Raw genomic sequence first — 14,475 nt, forward strand, 5'->3', positions numbered from 1 at the left:
TGTCGTCGTTGTCATGGAGGCCTGCGTGGATCGCCTTGGTTCCCTCGTGCTGTTGCTCGTGCTCGCACTCGTCGGGTGCTCGGACGTGGGTACCGTTGCCGGAGCGGGGACCGGCGGGAGTGCGGAGGCGAGGGGGGCGCCGACGCCGCGGGAGCGGGTCGACCCCGCTGTCGACCGCTATCTCGACGAGGCGCTCCCCAAGGGGCCCGGCATCACCGTGGCCGCCGCCCGGGGAGACGAGCTCAAGCACTGCGCGGGCCGCGGTCTCGCCGACCGCGCGGCGAAGACCCCGGCCACCTGCGACACCGTGTACGACGTCATGTCGATCACCAAGCAGTTCACCGTGGCCGCCGTCCTGAAGCTGGAGATGGCGGGCGAACTGCGGGTGACCGACCGGATGGACGAGTACATCGGCCCGGTCCCCGAGGACAAGCGGGACATCACCCTGCACCAGCTCCTCACGCACACGTCGGGCCTGCCCGAGTCGCTCGGCGACGACTACGACCCGGCGTCGCGCGCGGAGTTGCTCGCCGGGGCGAAGAAGGCACGCCTGCGGTCGGCGCCCGGCGAAGAGTTCCACTACTCGAACGCCGGATACAGCGTGCTGGCCGCGATCGTCGAAAGGGTCTCCGGGCAGAGCTACGAGAGCTTTCTGGCCGAGCACCTCTTCCGGCCAGCCGGGATGACGCACACCGGCTATGTGCTGCCGGCCTGGGAGCGTGCTCAGGTCGCCGTCGAGTACGACCGGCACGGGCGCGCGCGGGGACTGCCGATGGATCACCCCTGGGCGCCCGACGGGCCGTACTGGAATCTGCGCGGCAACGGCGGGATGCTCTCCACCGCGCGGGACATGTTCCGCTGGCACCGCGCCCTCACCGGCGACACCGTCCTGTCCGCGACCGCCCGACAAAAGCTGTTCGCCCCGCAGGTGCGGGTGCCCGAGCTGGACGGGTCCTACGGCTACGGCTGGGTCGTCGTCGACCCGGGCGACGGCCGGGTCGCCTGGCACGACGGGGGCAACGACTGGTCGCTGGCGACGGTCGCGGAGTTCCGCCACCGGCGGATCATGGTGTTCTGGGTGAGCAACCACGCGTACCAGAAGGGGACATGGAACCTCGAGGACGACCAACTGGAGCTGACCCACGGCGTGGCGGAACGGGTGCGGCGCGCCTCCTGACCGGTACGGACATCGATTCCCCTCACCAGGGCGCGCCCCGGGCTCTCACGCCCCTCCGCGCAGAGGCAGTCGAGGTGACGGTCGGACCGAGCGGGCCGCCGGGCCGCGGGTCCGGCCGACCGTCGTGGACGTCAGTGTCGCCCCGGTTCGAGGCGGTCCACCCGGTCGGCCGGACCTGACCGGGCACCGCCGGACCAGGTCGGACCGGGCACCGCCGGACCAGGTCGGACCGGTCCCTGCAGAATCCCGCTAGCCCTGGCCCAGCGCCCCCAGCGGATCGTCGAGCACCGGCTGCCAGGCCAACTCGGCGGCACCGACCAGGCTGTTGTGGTCCAGCGTGCAGGCCAGGATCGGTACGCCACCGCTGCGGCCCCACAGGCTCCGGTCCGCGACGACGGCGCGCAGCCGCTCCGGGTCCGCCTCCAGGAGGGCGCGGTGCAGTCCGCCCAGGATGATGCGGTCGGGGTTGAGGATGTTGACCAGGCCCGCGAGCCCGAGGCCGAGGCGGTCGATCAGGGCCTCGGCCGCGGAGCGCACGGAGGGGTCGTCGTACCCGCCGCGGAGGAGTTCGCGGGCCTGCACGAGCAGGCCTTCGGGCCCCGGCTCGCGGCCCGCCGCCGTCAGGAAGGCCAGGGGGTCCGTCTCGACGTCCAGGCAGCCCCGGCTGCCGCAGTAGCAGGGGCGCCCCTCGGAGTTCACGGTGAGGTGCCCCACCTCCAGGGCGAGGCCCGAACTCCCGGTGTGCAGGCGGCCGTCGAGGACGAGCGCGCCGCCGACGCCCCGGTGGCCGGTCGCCACGCACAGCAGGTCCCGGGCGCCGCGGCCCGCGCCGTGGCGGTGCTCGGCGAGCGCGGCGAGGTTCACGTCGTTGCCCGCGAAGGCCGGTCCCGCGATGCCCGCGTCCCGTACGCAGCCGGCGAAGATCTCGCTGACCCGCGCGCCCGCGGGCCACGCCACGTGCAGCGGGTTGAGCGCGGTGCCCTCCGGCTGGGCGACCGCGGACGGCACGGCGAGTCCCGCGCCGACACAGCGCCTGCCGGTGTCGCGCAGCAGGCGCGCGCCCGCGTCGACGACCGAGCCGAGCACCCGCGCGGGATCGGCGTCGACGGCCTCGCAGCCCGGCGCGGTCGCCACGATGCTCCCGCCGAGCCCGACCAGCGCGGCCCGGAACCCGTCGGCGTGCACCTGCGCGGCGAGCGCCACCGGCCCTTCCTCCGCGACGGCGAGCCGGTGCGAGGGCCTGCCCTGCGAGCCCGCGGCCGCGCTGGGCTTCGCGTCGATCCGAATCAGCCCGAGCGCCTCCAGCTCGGCGGCGACGGCGCCCGCCGTGGCGCGGGTGACGCCCAGCTCCGCGGTGAGTACGGCACGGGTGGGGGCGCGCCCGGTGTGGACCAGTTCGAGCGCGGGGCCCAGCGCGCCGCGCCCTCGCTCCAGGCGGGTACGCGTGGTCACTTCCCCCTCGGCACGGGGGTCAGCCTTGCCGTTCATGAGGGCGAGTCTCCCATGATCCGTACACGCCCCGGCCGTTCAGTCGTCATCCGCCCGTTCCTCCCCAGAACCGTCGCGTACGCCGGTGGCTCACCATCGCGCGCACCGCCACCGGACCGTCCCGTGCGCCACGGGACGGTCGCGCACACCGCCACGGAACCGTCTTGTCCACGTCCCATGCGCACCCCTACTCTGACTTTGTGCCGCTACTAAACAAAATCGGGACCGCAGCGTCGCGGCCCTCCGCCGTCGCCCCCGACCTCCGCCGCCTCCGCGTCGTCCTTACGGTCTTCTTCGCCCTGGACGGCTTCATCTTCGCCGGGTGGGTCGTCCGCATCCCCGCGATCAAGGAACAGACCGGCGCGTCGGCCAGCGATCTCGGGCTCGCACTGCTCGGCGTCTCCGTCGGCGCCGTCATCACGATGACGCTGACCGGGCGGCTCTGCCGCCGCTTCGGCACCCATCCCGTGACCGTCGTCTGCGGCGTGCTGCTCTCGCTCAGCGTCGCGCTGCCTCCCCTGACGCACTCGGCGGCGGCACTGGGAGTGGTGCTGCTGATCTTCGGAGCGGCGTACGGGGGCATCAACGTCGCCTTCAACAGCGCCGCCGTCGACCTCGTGGCCGCACTGCGCCGCCCGATCATGCCGAGCTTCCACGCGGCGTTCAGCCTCGGCGGCATGGCCGGTGCCGGGCTCGGCGGGCTGATCGCCGGGTCCCTGTCGCCCACCCGGCACCTGCTCGGCCTCACCGTGATCGGCCTGCTCGTGACCGCCGTCGCCGGACGCGCCCTGCTGCGCCTGGACCCCCCGGCGCCCGCCGACCGCCCCGACCCGGACAGCAACAGCGGCAGCGCCAGCAGCCCCCGCCGCCTCGACGGCCGCACCCGCCGCATGGTCGTCGTCTTCGGCCTCATCGCGCTCTGCACCGCCTTCGGCGAAGGGGCGCTTGCCGACTGGGGCGCCCTCCACCTCGAACAGGACCTGGCCGCCCACCCGGGCGTCGCGGCAGCGGGCTACTCATGCTTCGCCCTCGCCATGACCCTCGGCCGCCTCAGCGGCACCACCCTGCTCGAACGGCTCGGCCAGACCCCGATACTCGTCGCCGGCGGCGCCACGGCGGCCGCGGGCATGCTGCTCGGCGCGCTCGCCCCCACCGTCTGGCTCGCGCTCCTCGGGTTCGCGGTCACCGGACTCGGACTGGCCAACATCTTCCCCGTCGCCGTCGAACGCGCGGGCGCGCTGGCCGGGCCCAACGGCGTCGCCACCGCCTCCACGCTCGGCTACGGAGGCATGCTCCTCGGCCCGCCCGCCATCGGCTTCATGGCCGACTGGTTCACCCTGCCCACCGCCCTGACCAGCGTGGCCGTACTCGCAGGTCTCGCCGCCGTCATCGGCTACACGACCCGCGACTGAGGACACGCCCCGGGGGAAACGGGCGGCGCGCCTGCGCGTCATGTGTGAAGAGTGACCGGAGCGAACCCCACCGCCCGCCGCGTCAACCCCCTTTTCCGGCCAACTCTCCGGAGCTTGCCGGAACCCGGCCTCTGTAAAGCGGGCGCCCGTTTCGCCAGCACGCACCTGCCCGCCCGCCGCCCCGGGATGCAACCGGATGCCGATCGAGCGTTCATAACTCGTGCAGTCAGGCCAACTCCTGAGTTATGCATCAAAAATAATGTTTTACAAGCGGCGCTCTCAGGAATTAAGGTGAGCGCTCAACTAGAGATGACTCGCCGGGATCAGGAATTCGAGATCGGACCCTTTGAGCCGAACCGTTCCTTTGATCCATACGCTTGATCGCAATCCGGCCAGTCAAAACGGGGAGAGTGTAAAGGCATGTACGTGAAATTCCTTGAGGCGACTCGGCGCATCGGTTCACGCTGCTGAGGCCTTCTGAGCGCTGACAGGGCTTCGCGCTAGGTCGCGGAACTCCCCTTCATGGCAGGCGCGTGCGCCTCCGCATGTCACACCCCATATGCCAGACATGCACGACACGCACACCATACGCCTGAGCGCTTTCTGGTCGAGACGAAATCCAGGTACCGCAAGCACACCTGATTTCGTCGCGCCCTTCCTATTTCCAGCCCAACCAGGCTGTTTCCGTGTGATGGTCGGCCACCGACGGTCGATTCCGGCTGCCCGTTCGACACGACCGCATCGCCACGTTTCCGCATGCTTCAGCAGCGAAGCATTCCCATGACGCATCCCAAAAGTCTACGGATTCCAGGTCAGACAATGATGACGAACCCCACGGGGCCCAAAGAATTGTCCCTGCCAGACATGCTGCGCGCGGCTGTAATCGCCCAGCCCGACCGGACCGCCGTCTCCTGCGGCACGGAAAGACTGACTTTTCACCAGCTCGGCGAGCGGAGCGGGGACCTTGCGGACCGCCTGCGACATGTCGGTGCCGCGGCGGATGCCCGGGTCGGCATTTTCCTGCAGCCCTCCATCGACCTGATGGTGAGCGTCTGGGGCGTCCTGCGCGCGGGAGCGGCCTATCTGCCGCTGTCGCCCGAGTATCCGGACGAGCGGGTGCGCTACATGGTCGCGGACTCACGGACCGAGGTCATCCTCACGGAGCAGTCACTGGTCTCCCGACTGGCGGCGTTGACTCCCCCGGAGACGAAGATCGTCACCGTGGATCGGGGCGGGGCCACGAGCGCACCGGCCACCGCGCCCGTTCGGGGCGACGACCTCGCGTACGTCATCTACACGTCCGGAAGCACGGGCAACCCGAAGGGCATCGGCATCGAGCACCGGAGCATCGTGCACCAGCTGCGCTGGCTGGCCGACGAACAGGGCCTCGACCGGACGAGGACGGTGCTCCAGAAGACACCGCTGAGCTTCGACGCGGCCCAGTGGGAGATCCTCGCACCGGCCTGCGGCGCGAGCGTGGTGATGAGCGAACCGGGGATCTACGCCGACCCCGGCGGGCTCGTCGACCTGATCCTGGCGAACGGGGTGACCACTCTCCAGGGCGTGCCGACCCTGCTGCAGGCGCTCGCCGACACCGGCCGGCTGTCCGACTGCACCTCGCTCACCCAGGTATTCAGCGGTGGCGAGGCGCTCACCAAGAGTCTGGCGACCGAGCTGCTCGACGCGCTGCCGGAGTGCGAGCTGGTCAATCTGTACGGCCCGAGCGAGTGCACCATCAACGCGTCGTCCCACCGCGTGGACCGGCGGACCCTCCAGCAAGGTCCGGACCACTTACCCATCGGACGGCCGGTGCGCGGCACCGGCTTCCACATCCTCGACACCGCCCGGCTGCCGGTCTCCCCCGGCGACTCCGGTGAACTGTACATATCCGGGCCGCAGTTGGCCCGTGGGTATCTGAACAACCCCGAGCTGACCGCCGAACGGTTCGTCACCGCCGCGTTCACCGGCACCGGCGAGTCCCGCTCCGTCCGCCTCTACCGCACCGGAGACCTGGCCCGGCTGAACGGCGACGGGACCGTGCAGTTCCTCGGCCGCACCGACAGCCAGGTCAAACTGCGGGGCTTCCGGGTCGAGCTGGACGAGATCAAGGTGTCCGTCGAGAAGCACGACTGGGTCAAGTCCGCCGCCGTACTGGTCCGCGACGACCCGCGGACCGGCGCCAATCTCGTGGCGTTCGTCGAACTCGACCCCCACCGGGCCGCGCTCATGGACCAGGGCAACCACGGCGCGCACCACCAGTCCAAGCAGAGCAAGCTGCAGCTCAAGGCCCAGCTGGGCAATCTGGGGGCCCGTCAGGACGACGGACTGCCCGTCGTCGACCTGCCCGGACGGGCGGCGACGGCCCGGCAGCGGCGCACCGTCTTCGCCCGCAAGACCTACCGGTTCTACGAGGGCGGCCCGGTCACCCGGGACGACCTGTTGGCCCTGCTCGCCCGGTCGACGGAGCGAGCCGCCGCGCCCCGCGACCCGGACACCCTCACCCTGGCCGAACTGGGCTCCCTGCTGCGCTACTTCGGCCAGTTCTCCAGCGGCGAACGGCTCCTGCCCAAGTACGGGTATGCCTCGCCCGGCTCCTTGTACGCCACCCAGCTGTACCTGGAGCTGTCCGGCATCGCCGGTCTGGAGGCGGGCCACTACTACTACCACCCGGTCGACCACCGCCTCACGCTGATCGGCCCGGCGCCCGTCGGCAGGCCCCGGCTGCGGATCCACTTCATCGGGCACCGCTCGGCCATCGAGCCGGTCTACCAGAACAACATCGAGGAAGTCCTCCGGTTCGAGGCGGGCCACATGGTCGGCCTGTTCGACCACGTGCTTCCCGAGTACGGGCTGCGCGTCGGCGCCCGCGCGGACGAGCCGGGCATAAAGGACGTGCTGCGCTGCCCGGACGAGGACTTCTACCTCGCCACGTACGAACTGGCGGCGGCCGCCGCGCCGGTCGCGCCCGGCCCGGTCGAGCTGTACGTACAGGCTCACCCCGGCCGGATCGCCGATCTGCCCGAGGGCCAGTACCGGTACCGGGACGGGGATCTGGTGCGGGTCTCCGACGGCCTGATCCGCAAGCAGGACGTCATCGCCATCAACCAGGAGGTCTACGGGCGGTCGAGCTTCGGGATCAGCATGCTCGGCAGCGCGGCAGCACCGTGGCAGCGCTACGTCGACCTCGGCCGGGAGCTGCAGCGCCTCCAGATGAACGACGTCGGCCTGGGGCTGATGTCCTCCGGCTACAGCTCGGAGACCGGCAACCCCCTGGGCTCGGCCCGGCGCATCGCGGACCTCCTCGGCACCGGCCTGGACCCGGCCACCCACCCGGACACGGCCTCCTACTTCGCCGTCGGCGGCCGGGTCAGCTCGGAGCAACGGCTCAGCGAGGGCATGAAGGAGGACTCCGTCCACATGCGGGGCCCTGCCGAGATCGTCAAGGACAACCTCGCCGAGATCCTGCCGCCCTACATGGTGCCCAACCGGGTCACCGTCCTCGACTCCTTCCCGCTCACCCCGAACGGCAAGATCGACCACCAGGCCCTGCGCGAGCTGGACAAGGCCGCCGTCGACGACACCGACGCGCCGGTCGTCCCGCCGCGCACGCCCACCGAGGAGGCCGTCGCCGCGCTGTGGCGCGAGGTGCTGCGCCAGGACCGGGTGTCGATCCGGGACAACTTCTTCGCCGTCGGCGGCCATTCGCTGACCGCGGTCAATCTGGTCGGCCGGATCAACCGGGAGCTGGGCAGTTCGCTGCCGCTCCAGGTGCTGTTCGACGCGCCGACCGTCGCGGGCCTGGCCCGGCTCGTCGACCGTACGCCCGCCACCGCGCTGTCCCGGACGGTACGCCTCGGCGGCACGGACGGCGGGCTGCCGGTCTTCTGCTGGCCCGGCCTCGGCGGCTACCCCATGAGCCTGCGGCTGCTGGCCGGACGGCTCGACCTCACCCGGCCGTTCCTGGGCATCCAGGCGTACGGGATCAACCCGGGCGAGACCGCGTACCCGACGTTCGACGAGATGGTCGCCAAGGACATCGAGCTCATCCGGCAGGTGCAGCCGGCGGGCCCGTACACGGTGTGGGGCTACTCGTTCGGGGCCCGCGTCGCCTTCGCGGTGGCCCGGCAGCTGGAGCTGGCCGGGGAGCGCGTCGACGAGGTGCTGCTCCTGGCCCCCGGCAAGCCGCCCGTGGAGGCCAGGGGCGGGGCGCCCACGGGGGCGACGGTCGACTTCACCGACCCCGCCTTCGTCTCGATCCTCTACTCCGTGTTCGCCGGAAACATCCAGCGGGCGGCGATCGCCGAATGCCTGGCATCGACGCACGACGAGGAATCGTTCATCGCGTGCCTCTGCTCCCGGTTCGAGCATCTCGACCGCGAGCTGGCGCGCAGGATCGTCGGCGTCGTCCGGCTGACCTTCCTCTTCGAGTACGCCCCCGAGGACATGGCCGGGCACCGGGTCACGGCGCCGGTCACGGTGTTCCGGGCCGCGGGCGACCAGGACTCCTTCATCGACCTGGGCCACGCGCTGTCGAGCACGCCTCCCAGGATCCACCGGCTGCGGGCCGACCACTACGCGCTGCTGCGTGCGCGCGGAGTGGACGAACTCGTCGCCGCCATCAGGACCGCGCGACTCACCAGAAAGGTCAGCCCCATGCCCCACGTCACCATCAAGCACTTCCCGGACAACCTTGAGGAGAACCGGATCTCGGCGCTGGTGGACGCGATCACCAGCGCGGTCAGGACCGCCTTCTCGGTCGACGAGGGCGTGGTGTCCATCGCCCTGGAACCCGTCGCCCAGGACGCGTGGAACGAGCGGGTCTACATCCCGGAGATCGTCGAGGATCCGGGCCATCTGGTGAAGAGTCCGGACTACTGAGGCGGCTGAGCGATGCGCAGGACAATCACCAGGGTGCGACAGGACCTCGCCATGATCGTGGCCCGGGACCCGTCGATCCACACGCACGCGGAGGCGCTGCTGCACCCCGCGCTGCCGGCCCTGTGGGCCCACCGGACGGCACACGTCCTCTACATCCGCGGGCACCGTCAACTCGCCCGGTTTCTGGCCTACTTGGCGCGGGCGGTGACCGGCGGCATCGAGATCCATCCCGGTGCGCGGCTCGGCCGCCGCGTGTTCATCGACCACGGAGCCGCCGTCGTCATCGGGGAGACCGTCGAGATCGGCGACGACGTCACGATCTTCCACCAGGTCACGCTGGGCGCGGTCGGCTGGTGGCGGGACGAGCGGCGCGAGCCGGGGGCCCGGCGGCACCCGGTCGTCGGCGACCGGGTGGTGCTCGGCACCAACGCGATCGTGCTCGGACCCGTCACCGTCGGCGACGACGCGCTGATCGGCGCCGGCTCGCTGGTCCTGGGCGATGTGCCGCCCCGGGCCCGGGTGACGGCTCCCGTGGCCGACGTCGTCGTACCGCTGTCGCCCGCGGAGCGCGCGGAGTCCGAGCAGCTGCTGCGCACCCTGGCCACCGCCGGGTGCTGGTGACGACCCCGCCGCTCCCTGCTGCACGGACATGCGCCACGGCACGGAACGCGCCGGGGCACGGACATACACCGAAGCTCGACCCGGCCACGCGCCGGTCTGCCAACGGAGGCACAGATGATTCACGTCGGAGTCCTGGAGAGCAATCTCTCCGGTTCCGGCTTCGAGGGCCTGCAGATCATCAAGGAACTCGACTGCCGCGTCACCTTCTTCACCCGCGACCTCGAACGCTACCTCGCGGTCCCCGGTGGGCCCGCCTACTTCGACCGCTACGTCGACGACATCGTCCGCTGCGAGACGAACGTCTTCGAGGAGCTCCTGCCGCACGTGCACGCGGCGGGGGCCGAGCACCCCTTCGACGCGTTCCTCACCCTGGCCGAGTACGACGTGGTCGTGGCCGCGGAGGTCGCGGTCCACCTCGGGCTCCCCACCGTGAGCGTCGACGGCGTCGCCACCGCACGCAACAAAGCGCTGATGCGCCGCCGCTGCGCCGAACTCGGCGTGCCGATACCGGCGTTCCGCACCGTACGCACGCCCGAGGCGGCGGCGGCGGCCGCGGCGGACATCGGTCTGCCCTGTGTGGTGAAGCCGGCCGACGAGACCAGCAGTGCCGACGTCCGCCTCGTGGACACCGCGGAGCAGGCCGCCGAGCACGTCGCCCTGATCCGCTCCCGGGCGGAGAACACCCGCGGTCAGGCGCGCTACCACGAGTTGATGGTCGAGGAGTATCTGACCGGGCCCGAGGTCAGTGTGGAGGTGCTCGCCGACGGCGACCGGTACGAGGTGTTCGGGGTGACCGACAAGTCGGTCGTGGGCCTCGGTTACTTCGTCGAGCTGGCGCACACCTTCCCCTCCGGGCTGCCCGAGCCGCTCGTGCGCGCCTGCGGCGACGTGGCCGTGGAGGCGCTGCGCGCGGTCGGCTTCGACCTGGGCATGGCCCATGTCGAGGTCAAGCTGACCGGGTCCGGCCCCAAGCTCATCGAGATCAACCCACGTCCCGCCGGTGGAAAGATCACCTACCTGGTCGACCGGGCACTGGGCGTCAAGTCCCTGGAGCTGGTGGCCCGCCAGTACCTCGGGCAGCCGCTGCCGGACCCGGTGCTGCCCCGGCGTCCGGTCCGCGGCGCCGCCATCCGCTATCTGACCGCGCAACCCGGCCGGGTGGTGTCGGTCACCGGCCGGGAGCGGGCCGCCGCGCTGCCCGGCGTCGAGGAGGTCGTCGTCAAGCCCAAGCCGGGCTCCGTCGTACGGGAGTTGCGCCGCAACGGCGACCGCGCCGGGCATGTGCTGGTGGTGGCCGAGACGGCCGAGTTGGCGGCGCGCACCGCGGAGTCGGCCGCCCAGGAGATCGGCATCCGCACCGAGCCGGTCTCCCGGCGTCCGGTCGCGGACTCCGTCGTCGACCTGATCGGCGGAACACCGCTGCTGCGGCTGCCGGTCGATCGCATCGTCGACGGCGCCCCGGCCGACGCCGAGGTGCTGGCGAAGCTGGAGCTGTTCAACCCCTGGTCCAGCAGCAAGGACCGGGCCGCGCTGACGATGCTGCGCGGCGCCGAGAAGCAGGGGCTGCTCGTGCCCGGCTCCGGCACCGTGATCGAGGCGACCTCCGGCAACACCGGCATCTCGCTGGCCGCGTTGGCGGCGAACCGCGGCTACCGCTGCGTCATCGTCCTGCCGGACAACGCGACCCGGGAACGGGTGGCGATGCTGCGCTCGCTCGGCGCCGAAGTGGTGCGGACCCCGCACAGCGGCGGCTATCAGGCGGCGGTCGACAAGGCCGAGGAACTCCACCTGCGGACACCCGGGTCGTGGTTCTGCCGCCAGCACGACAACCCGGACAACACGCGGGCGCACTACGAGACGACCGGCCCCGAGATCTGGAGCGACGTCGGCGGGCGGATCGACGTGTTCGTCTGCGGAGTGGGCACCGGCGGTACGCTCAGTGGCGCGGGGCGCTATCTGCGCGAGAGCCACCCCGCGGTGCGGATCGTGGCGGTCGAGCCCGCGGGCTCACCGCTGCTGTCCGGTGGCAGGCCCGGCACGCACGGCATCCCGGGCTTCAACGGCGGCTTCATCGCGCCGACCACGCAACAGAGCCTCATCGACGAGGTGATCACGGTGTCCGATGCCGACGCCATGGACACCACCCGGCGGCTCGCCCTGCACGCCGGCCTGCTGGCCGGTGTCTCGGGCGGCGCGGTCGTCCACGCGTCCGGCGTCCTGGCCGCCCGTCCGGAGTACCGGGGCCGACGCATCGTGACGCTCCTGCCCGACACCGGCGAGCGGTATCTCAGCCTGCTCGCCCACGACAAGGCGCCGACGCCCGTGACGCCCACGGCGGCGGCCGGCCGGGGCGGTGCCCGATGACAACACCTCTGGCCCCGGACGCCCTGCGGGCCGACGACCGGCCGCGGCTGCTGATGGTGATGCCCTACCGCCAGTTCGTGCGCAAGGCACAGGCCGAGGGGTTCTGGGTCGGCGCGATCTGGGATCCGCGGCTGGAGACGCCGGACTATCTCGACGACGTACGCGCCGGGGCGGACCTGTTCGTGACGGTGGACTTCCGGGACGAGGAGCTGCTGCGCCGCACCATCCGCGAGGTGGCCGCGGAGCACCGCGTCTCGGTGATCCACCACCTCGGCAGGGAGGAGACGATGGTCGCCGCCCACGAGGTGGCCGAGGAGCTGCACGCCGAGGTGAATCCGGCCACGGCGGTCCGCTGCCTCGCCGACAAGCTCGCGATGCGGGAGCTGCTCGCACGGCACGAACTGTCGCCGGTGGCCTACGAGTCGGCACCGACGCGCCACGAGGTACCGGCCGCGGTCGAGCGCATCGGCCTGCCTGCGGTCGTCAAACCGGTCGCGCTGGCCGGCAGCCGGGGTGTGTTCCTGTGGCGGGAGCCGCGGGACCTGGCTCACTGGACGGCGCTCGTGGACTCGTACGCCTATGACGGCCCGTTCCTGGTCGAGGAGTATCTGAGCGGGCCCGAGTACAGCGTGGAGACGCTCAGCCAGGACGGCGGGCACCGGGTCGTCGGCACCACGGAGAAGCTGCTGGGAGCGCCGCCGCTGTTCGTGGAGGTGGGGCACGTCCATCCGGCGCCGCTGCCCACGGACCGCAGGCAGGCCATCGAGGAACTGGCGGTCCGCTTCCTCACCGTGTGCGGGTACCGGTTCGGTCCCGCGCACACCGAGGTGATCTGGACGGCGCGCGGCCCGCGCATCGTCGAGTCGCAGGCCCGGCTCGGCGGCGACCGGATCCCGAGGCTCGTCGAGCTGGCGAGCGGCCTCGACATCGAGCAGGCGGTCTTCGCGGGGCTCGCGGGCACACCGGCCGAGGTGCCGGAGCCGACGGCGACGGCGGCCGTGCGGTTCTTCACCTTCCCGCCCGGCCGTGTCGAGGTGGTCCATGGCCTGCAGCGGGTGCAAGCGCTGCCGTACGTCGACGAGTTGAGGATGCGGCTGCGCCCCGGGGACACCGTGGAGGAGGTCCTTGACTCCAAGGGCCGCCACGGGCACGTCATCGTCTCCGGCGCCACGCCCGAGGAGACCCGGAGCAGGTGCGCGGAGGTGCTCGCCACCATCCGGCTCGTCATCGACGGGACCACGGTCCGGGCGGACGGCAGGGCCGAGGAGCCGCGGGCCGTCCCGGACGACGACGCGCAGGTGGTGTTCGTCGGCTACAACGCGGCCTACCTGCGCGCCATCGACGGAAGTGTGCCCGCCGGGTCCGTCGTGGTGCTTGAAGAGCCCGACATCATCCGCAAACGGGAACTGCGGGACGCGGCGGCGCGCTTCGCCTGCCTGGACCGGATCGTTCCGGCGCACTACCAGCAGTCGGCGGGCGCCCTCGATCTGGTGGCCGAGCTGGAGGCGGAACACCCGGTGGCCGCGGTCGTCCCCGGCCTGGAGTACGCGGTGCCCGCGGCGGCCGCCCTCGCCGAGAAGCTGGGGCTGCCGGGCGCGACCGAATCCGCGGCGCAGGCGCTGCGGGACAAGGTCCGGCTGCGCGAGGTCTGCGACGCCGGAGGCGTCCGCGGTCCGCGCTGGCGCGAGGTGCACGGGCCCGAGGACATCCTCGACTTCGCTGCCGGAGGACCGGTGGTGGTCAAGCCGGCGAACCGGCAGGCCAGCGTCGGCGTACAGCTCCTCGACTCGGTCGACGCGGCCACCGCGGCGCGGGCGTGGGAGCGCACCTCCTCCGCCGCCGAGTACGAGCAGGTGCCCGACCGGCACCTGAAGTGGCGCTTCCTGGCCGAAGAACGCCTGCGCGGGCCCGAGTTCAGCGTCGAGGCACTGGTGCGGCAGGGCGAGATCATCTTCCACAACATCACGGCCAAGACGGTGATTTTGGGACCGTACCCCGTGGAGCTCGGCCATCTGCTGCCCGCACCGGTCGACCGGGACACGCAGGGCGCGTTCGAGGCGGCCATGCGGGCGCTCGTCGCGGCGACCGGCTACCGCACCGGGATCCTGCACGCCGAGTGGATCCTCACCGCATCCGGTCCGGCGCTGGTGGAGTGCGCGGGACGCTGCCCCGGCGACTACCTGATCGACCTCAACGACCTGGCCTACGGCACGCGGATCAGGGTGGCCCTCATCGACCTGCTGGCAGGCCGTCCGGTCACCCTTCCCCGTACCGCTCAACTGACGTCGGCGATCCGGTTCCTGGCCGCCGAGCCCGGCACCGTGACCGAGGTCGCCGGGACGGATGCGGCGCGGGCCCTGCCCGGGGTCCGGACCGTGGAGGTCGATGTCGAGGCCGGGCAGGAGGTCCGCCCGTGGGCGTCCTCCTGGGACCGCGCCGGACACGTCATCGCGACCGGCCCCGACGCGGACAGCGCGCGCCGCCGCGTCCTGGACGCCGACGCCGCCATCCGCATCACCACGGAATGAGGAAGCA

The 14,475-nt window shown here is 71.8% G+C and carries 7 protein-coding genes and 1 pseudogene; 7 read left to right on the forward strand and 1 reads right to left on the reverse strand.

The features are described 5' to 3' along the window. Positions 1–25: 25 nt before the first annotated feature. Positions 26–1,177, forward strand: coding sequence for a serine hydrolase domain-containing protein (locus AOK03_RS00275; protein WP_244177433.1), 1,152 nt, complete (start codon positions 26–28; stop codon positions 1,175–1,177). 249 nt (positions 1,178–1,426) lie between these two features. Here AOK03_RS00275 and AOK03_RS00280 read toward each other — a convergent pair whose 3' ends face one another. Next, positions 1,427–2,665, reverse strand: coding sequence for an ROK family protein (locus AOK03_RS00280; RefSeq protein ID WP_055563043.1), 1,239 nt, complete (start codon positions 2,663–2,665; stop codon positions 1,427–1,429). Positions 2,666–2,865: 200 nt separating this feature from the next. On the opposite strand from AOK03_RS00280, the gene AOK03_RS00285 reads away from it, so the two are divergent. From AOK03_RS00285 to AOK03_RS40395, 6 genes and pseudogenes are all read left to right on the forward strand, one after another. Then, positions 2,866–4,077, forward strand: coding sequence for an MFS transporter (locus tag AOK03_RS00285; RefSeq protein ID WP_079074361.1), 1,212 nt, complete (start codon positions 2,866–2,868; stop codon positions 4,075–4,077). 849 nt (positions 4,078–4,926) lie between these two features. Beyond that, positions 4,927–8,955: an amino acid adenylation domain-containing protein gene (locus tag AOK03_RS00290; protein WP_244177434.1), complete on the forward strand. Its 4,029-nt coding sequence runs from the start codon at positions 4,927–4,929 to the stop codon at positions 8,953–8,955. A 12-nt stretch (positions 8,956–8,967) separates the two neighbouring features. Beyond that, entirely contained in the window at positions 8,968–9,576 is a 609-nt protein-coding gene (gene epsC, locus AOK03_RS00295; RefSeq protein WP_079074362.1) for a serine O-acetyltransferase EpsC, read from the forward strand. A 114-nt stretch (positions 9,577–9,690) separates the two neighbouring features. Beyond that, positions 9,691–10,683 (forward strand): annotated as a pseudogene (locus AOK03_RS43670) (ATP-grasp domain-containing protein); the annotation flags it as partial. Next, positions 10,672–11,940: a pyridoxal-phosphate dependent enzyme gene (locus tag AOK03_RS43350; RefSeq protein ID WP_425264341.1), complete on the forward strand. Its 1,269-nt coding sequence runs from the start codon at positions 10,672–10,674 to the stop codon at positions 11,938–11,940. The pseudogene AOK03_RS43670 and the gene AOK03_RS43350, both read left to right, overlap by 12 nt. After that, a complete protein-coding gene (locus tag AOK03_RS40395) occupies positions 11,937–14,468 on the forward strand; it encodes an ATP-grasp domain-containing protein (protein WP_079074363.1) in 2,532 nt (843 codons plus the stop codon). Before AOK03_RS43350 ends, AOK03_RS40395 begins: the two co-directional genes overlap by 4 nt. The last annotated feature ends 7 nt before the right edge of the window (positions 14,469–14,475 follow it).

The sequence above is a fragment of the Streptomyces atriruber genome (assembly GCF_001418325.1).
Classification (GTDB): Bacteria; Actinomycetota; Actinomycetes; order Streptomycetales; family Streptomycetaceae; genus Streptomyces; species Streptomyces atriruber.

Excerpts from the sequence above, each read along its gene's own strand:
- epsC (WP_079074362.1), top strand. The coding sequence starts at position 8,968 with ATGCGCAGGACAATCACCAGGGTGCGACAGGACCTCGCCATGATCGTG.
- AOK03_RS40395 (WP_079074363.1), top strand. The coding sequence starts at position 11,937 with ATGACAACACCTCTGGCCCCGGACGCCCTGCGGGCCGACGACCGGCCG.
- AOK03_RS00280 (WP_055563043.1), bottom strand. The coding sequence starts at position 2,665 with ATGAACGGCAAGGCTGACCCCCGTGCCGAGGGGGAAGTGACCACGCGT.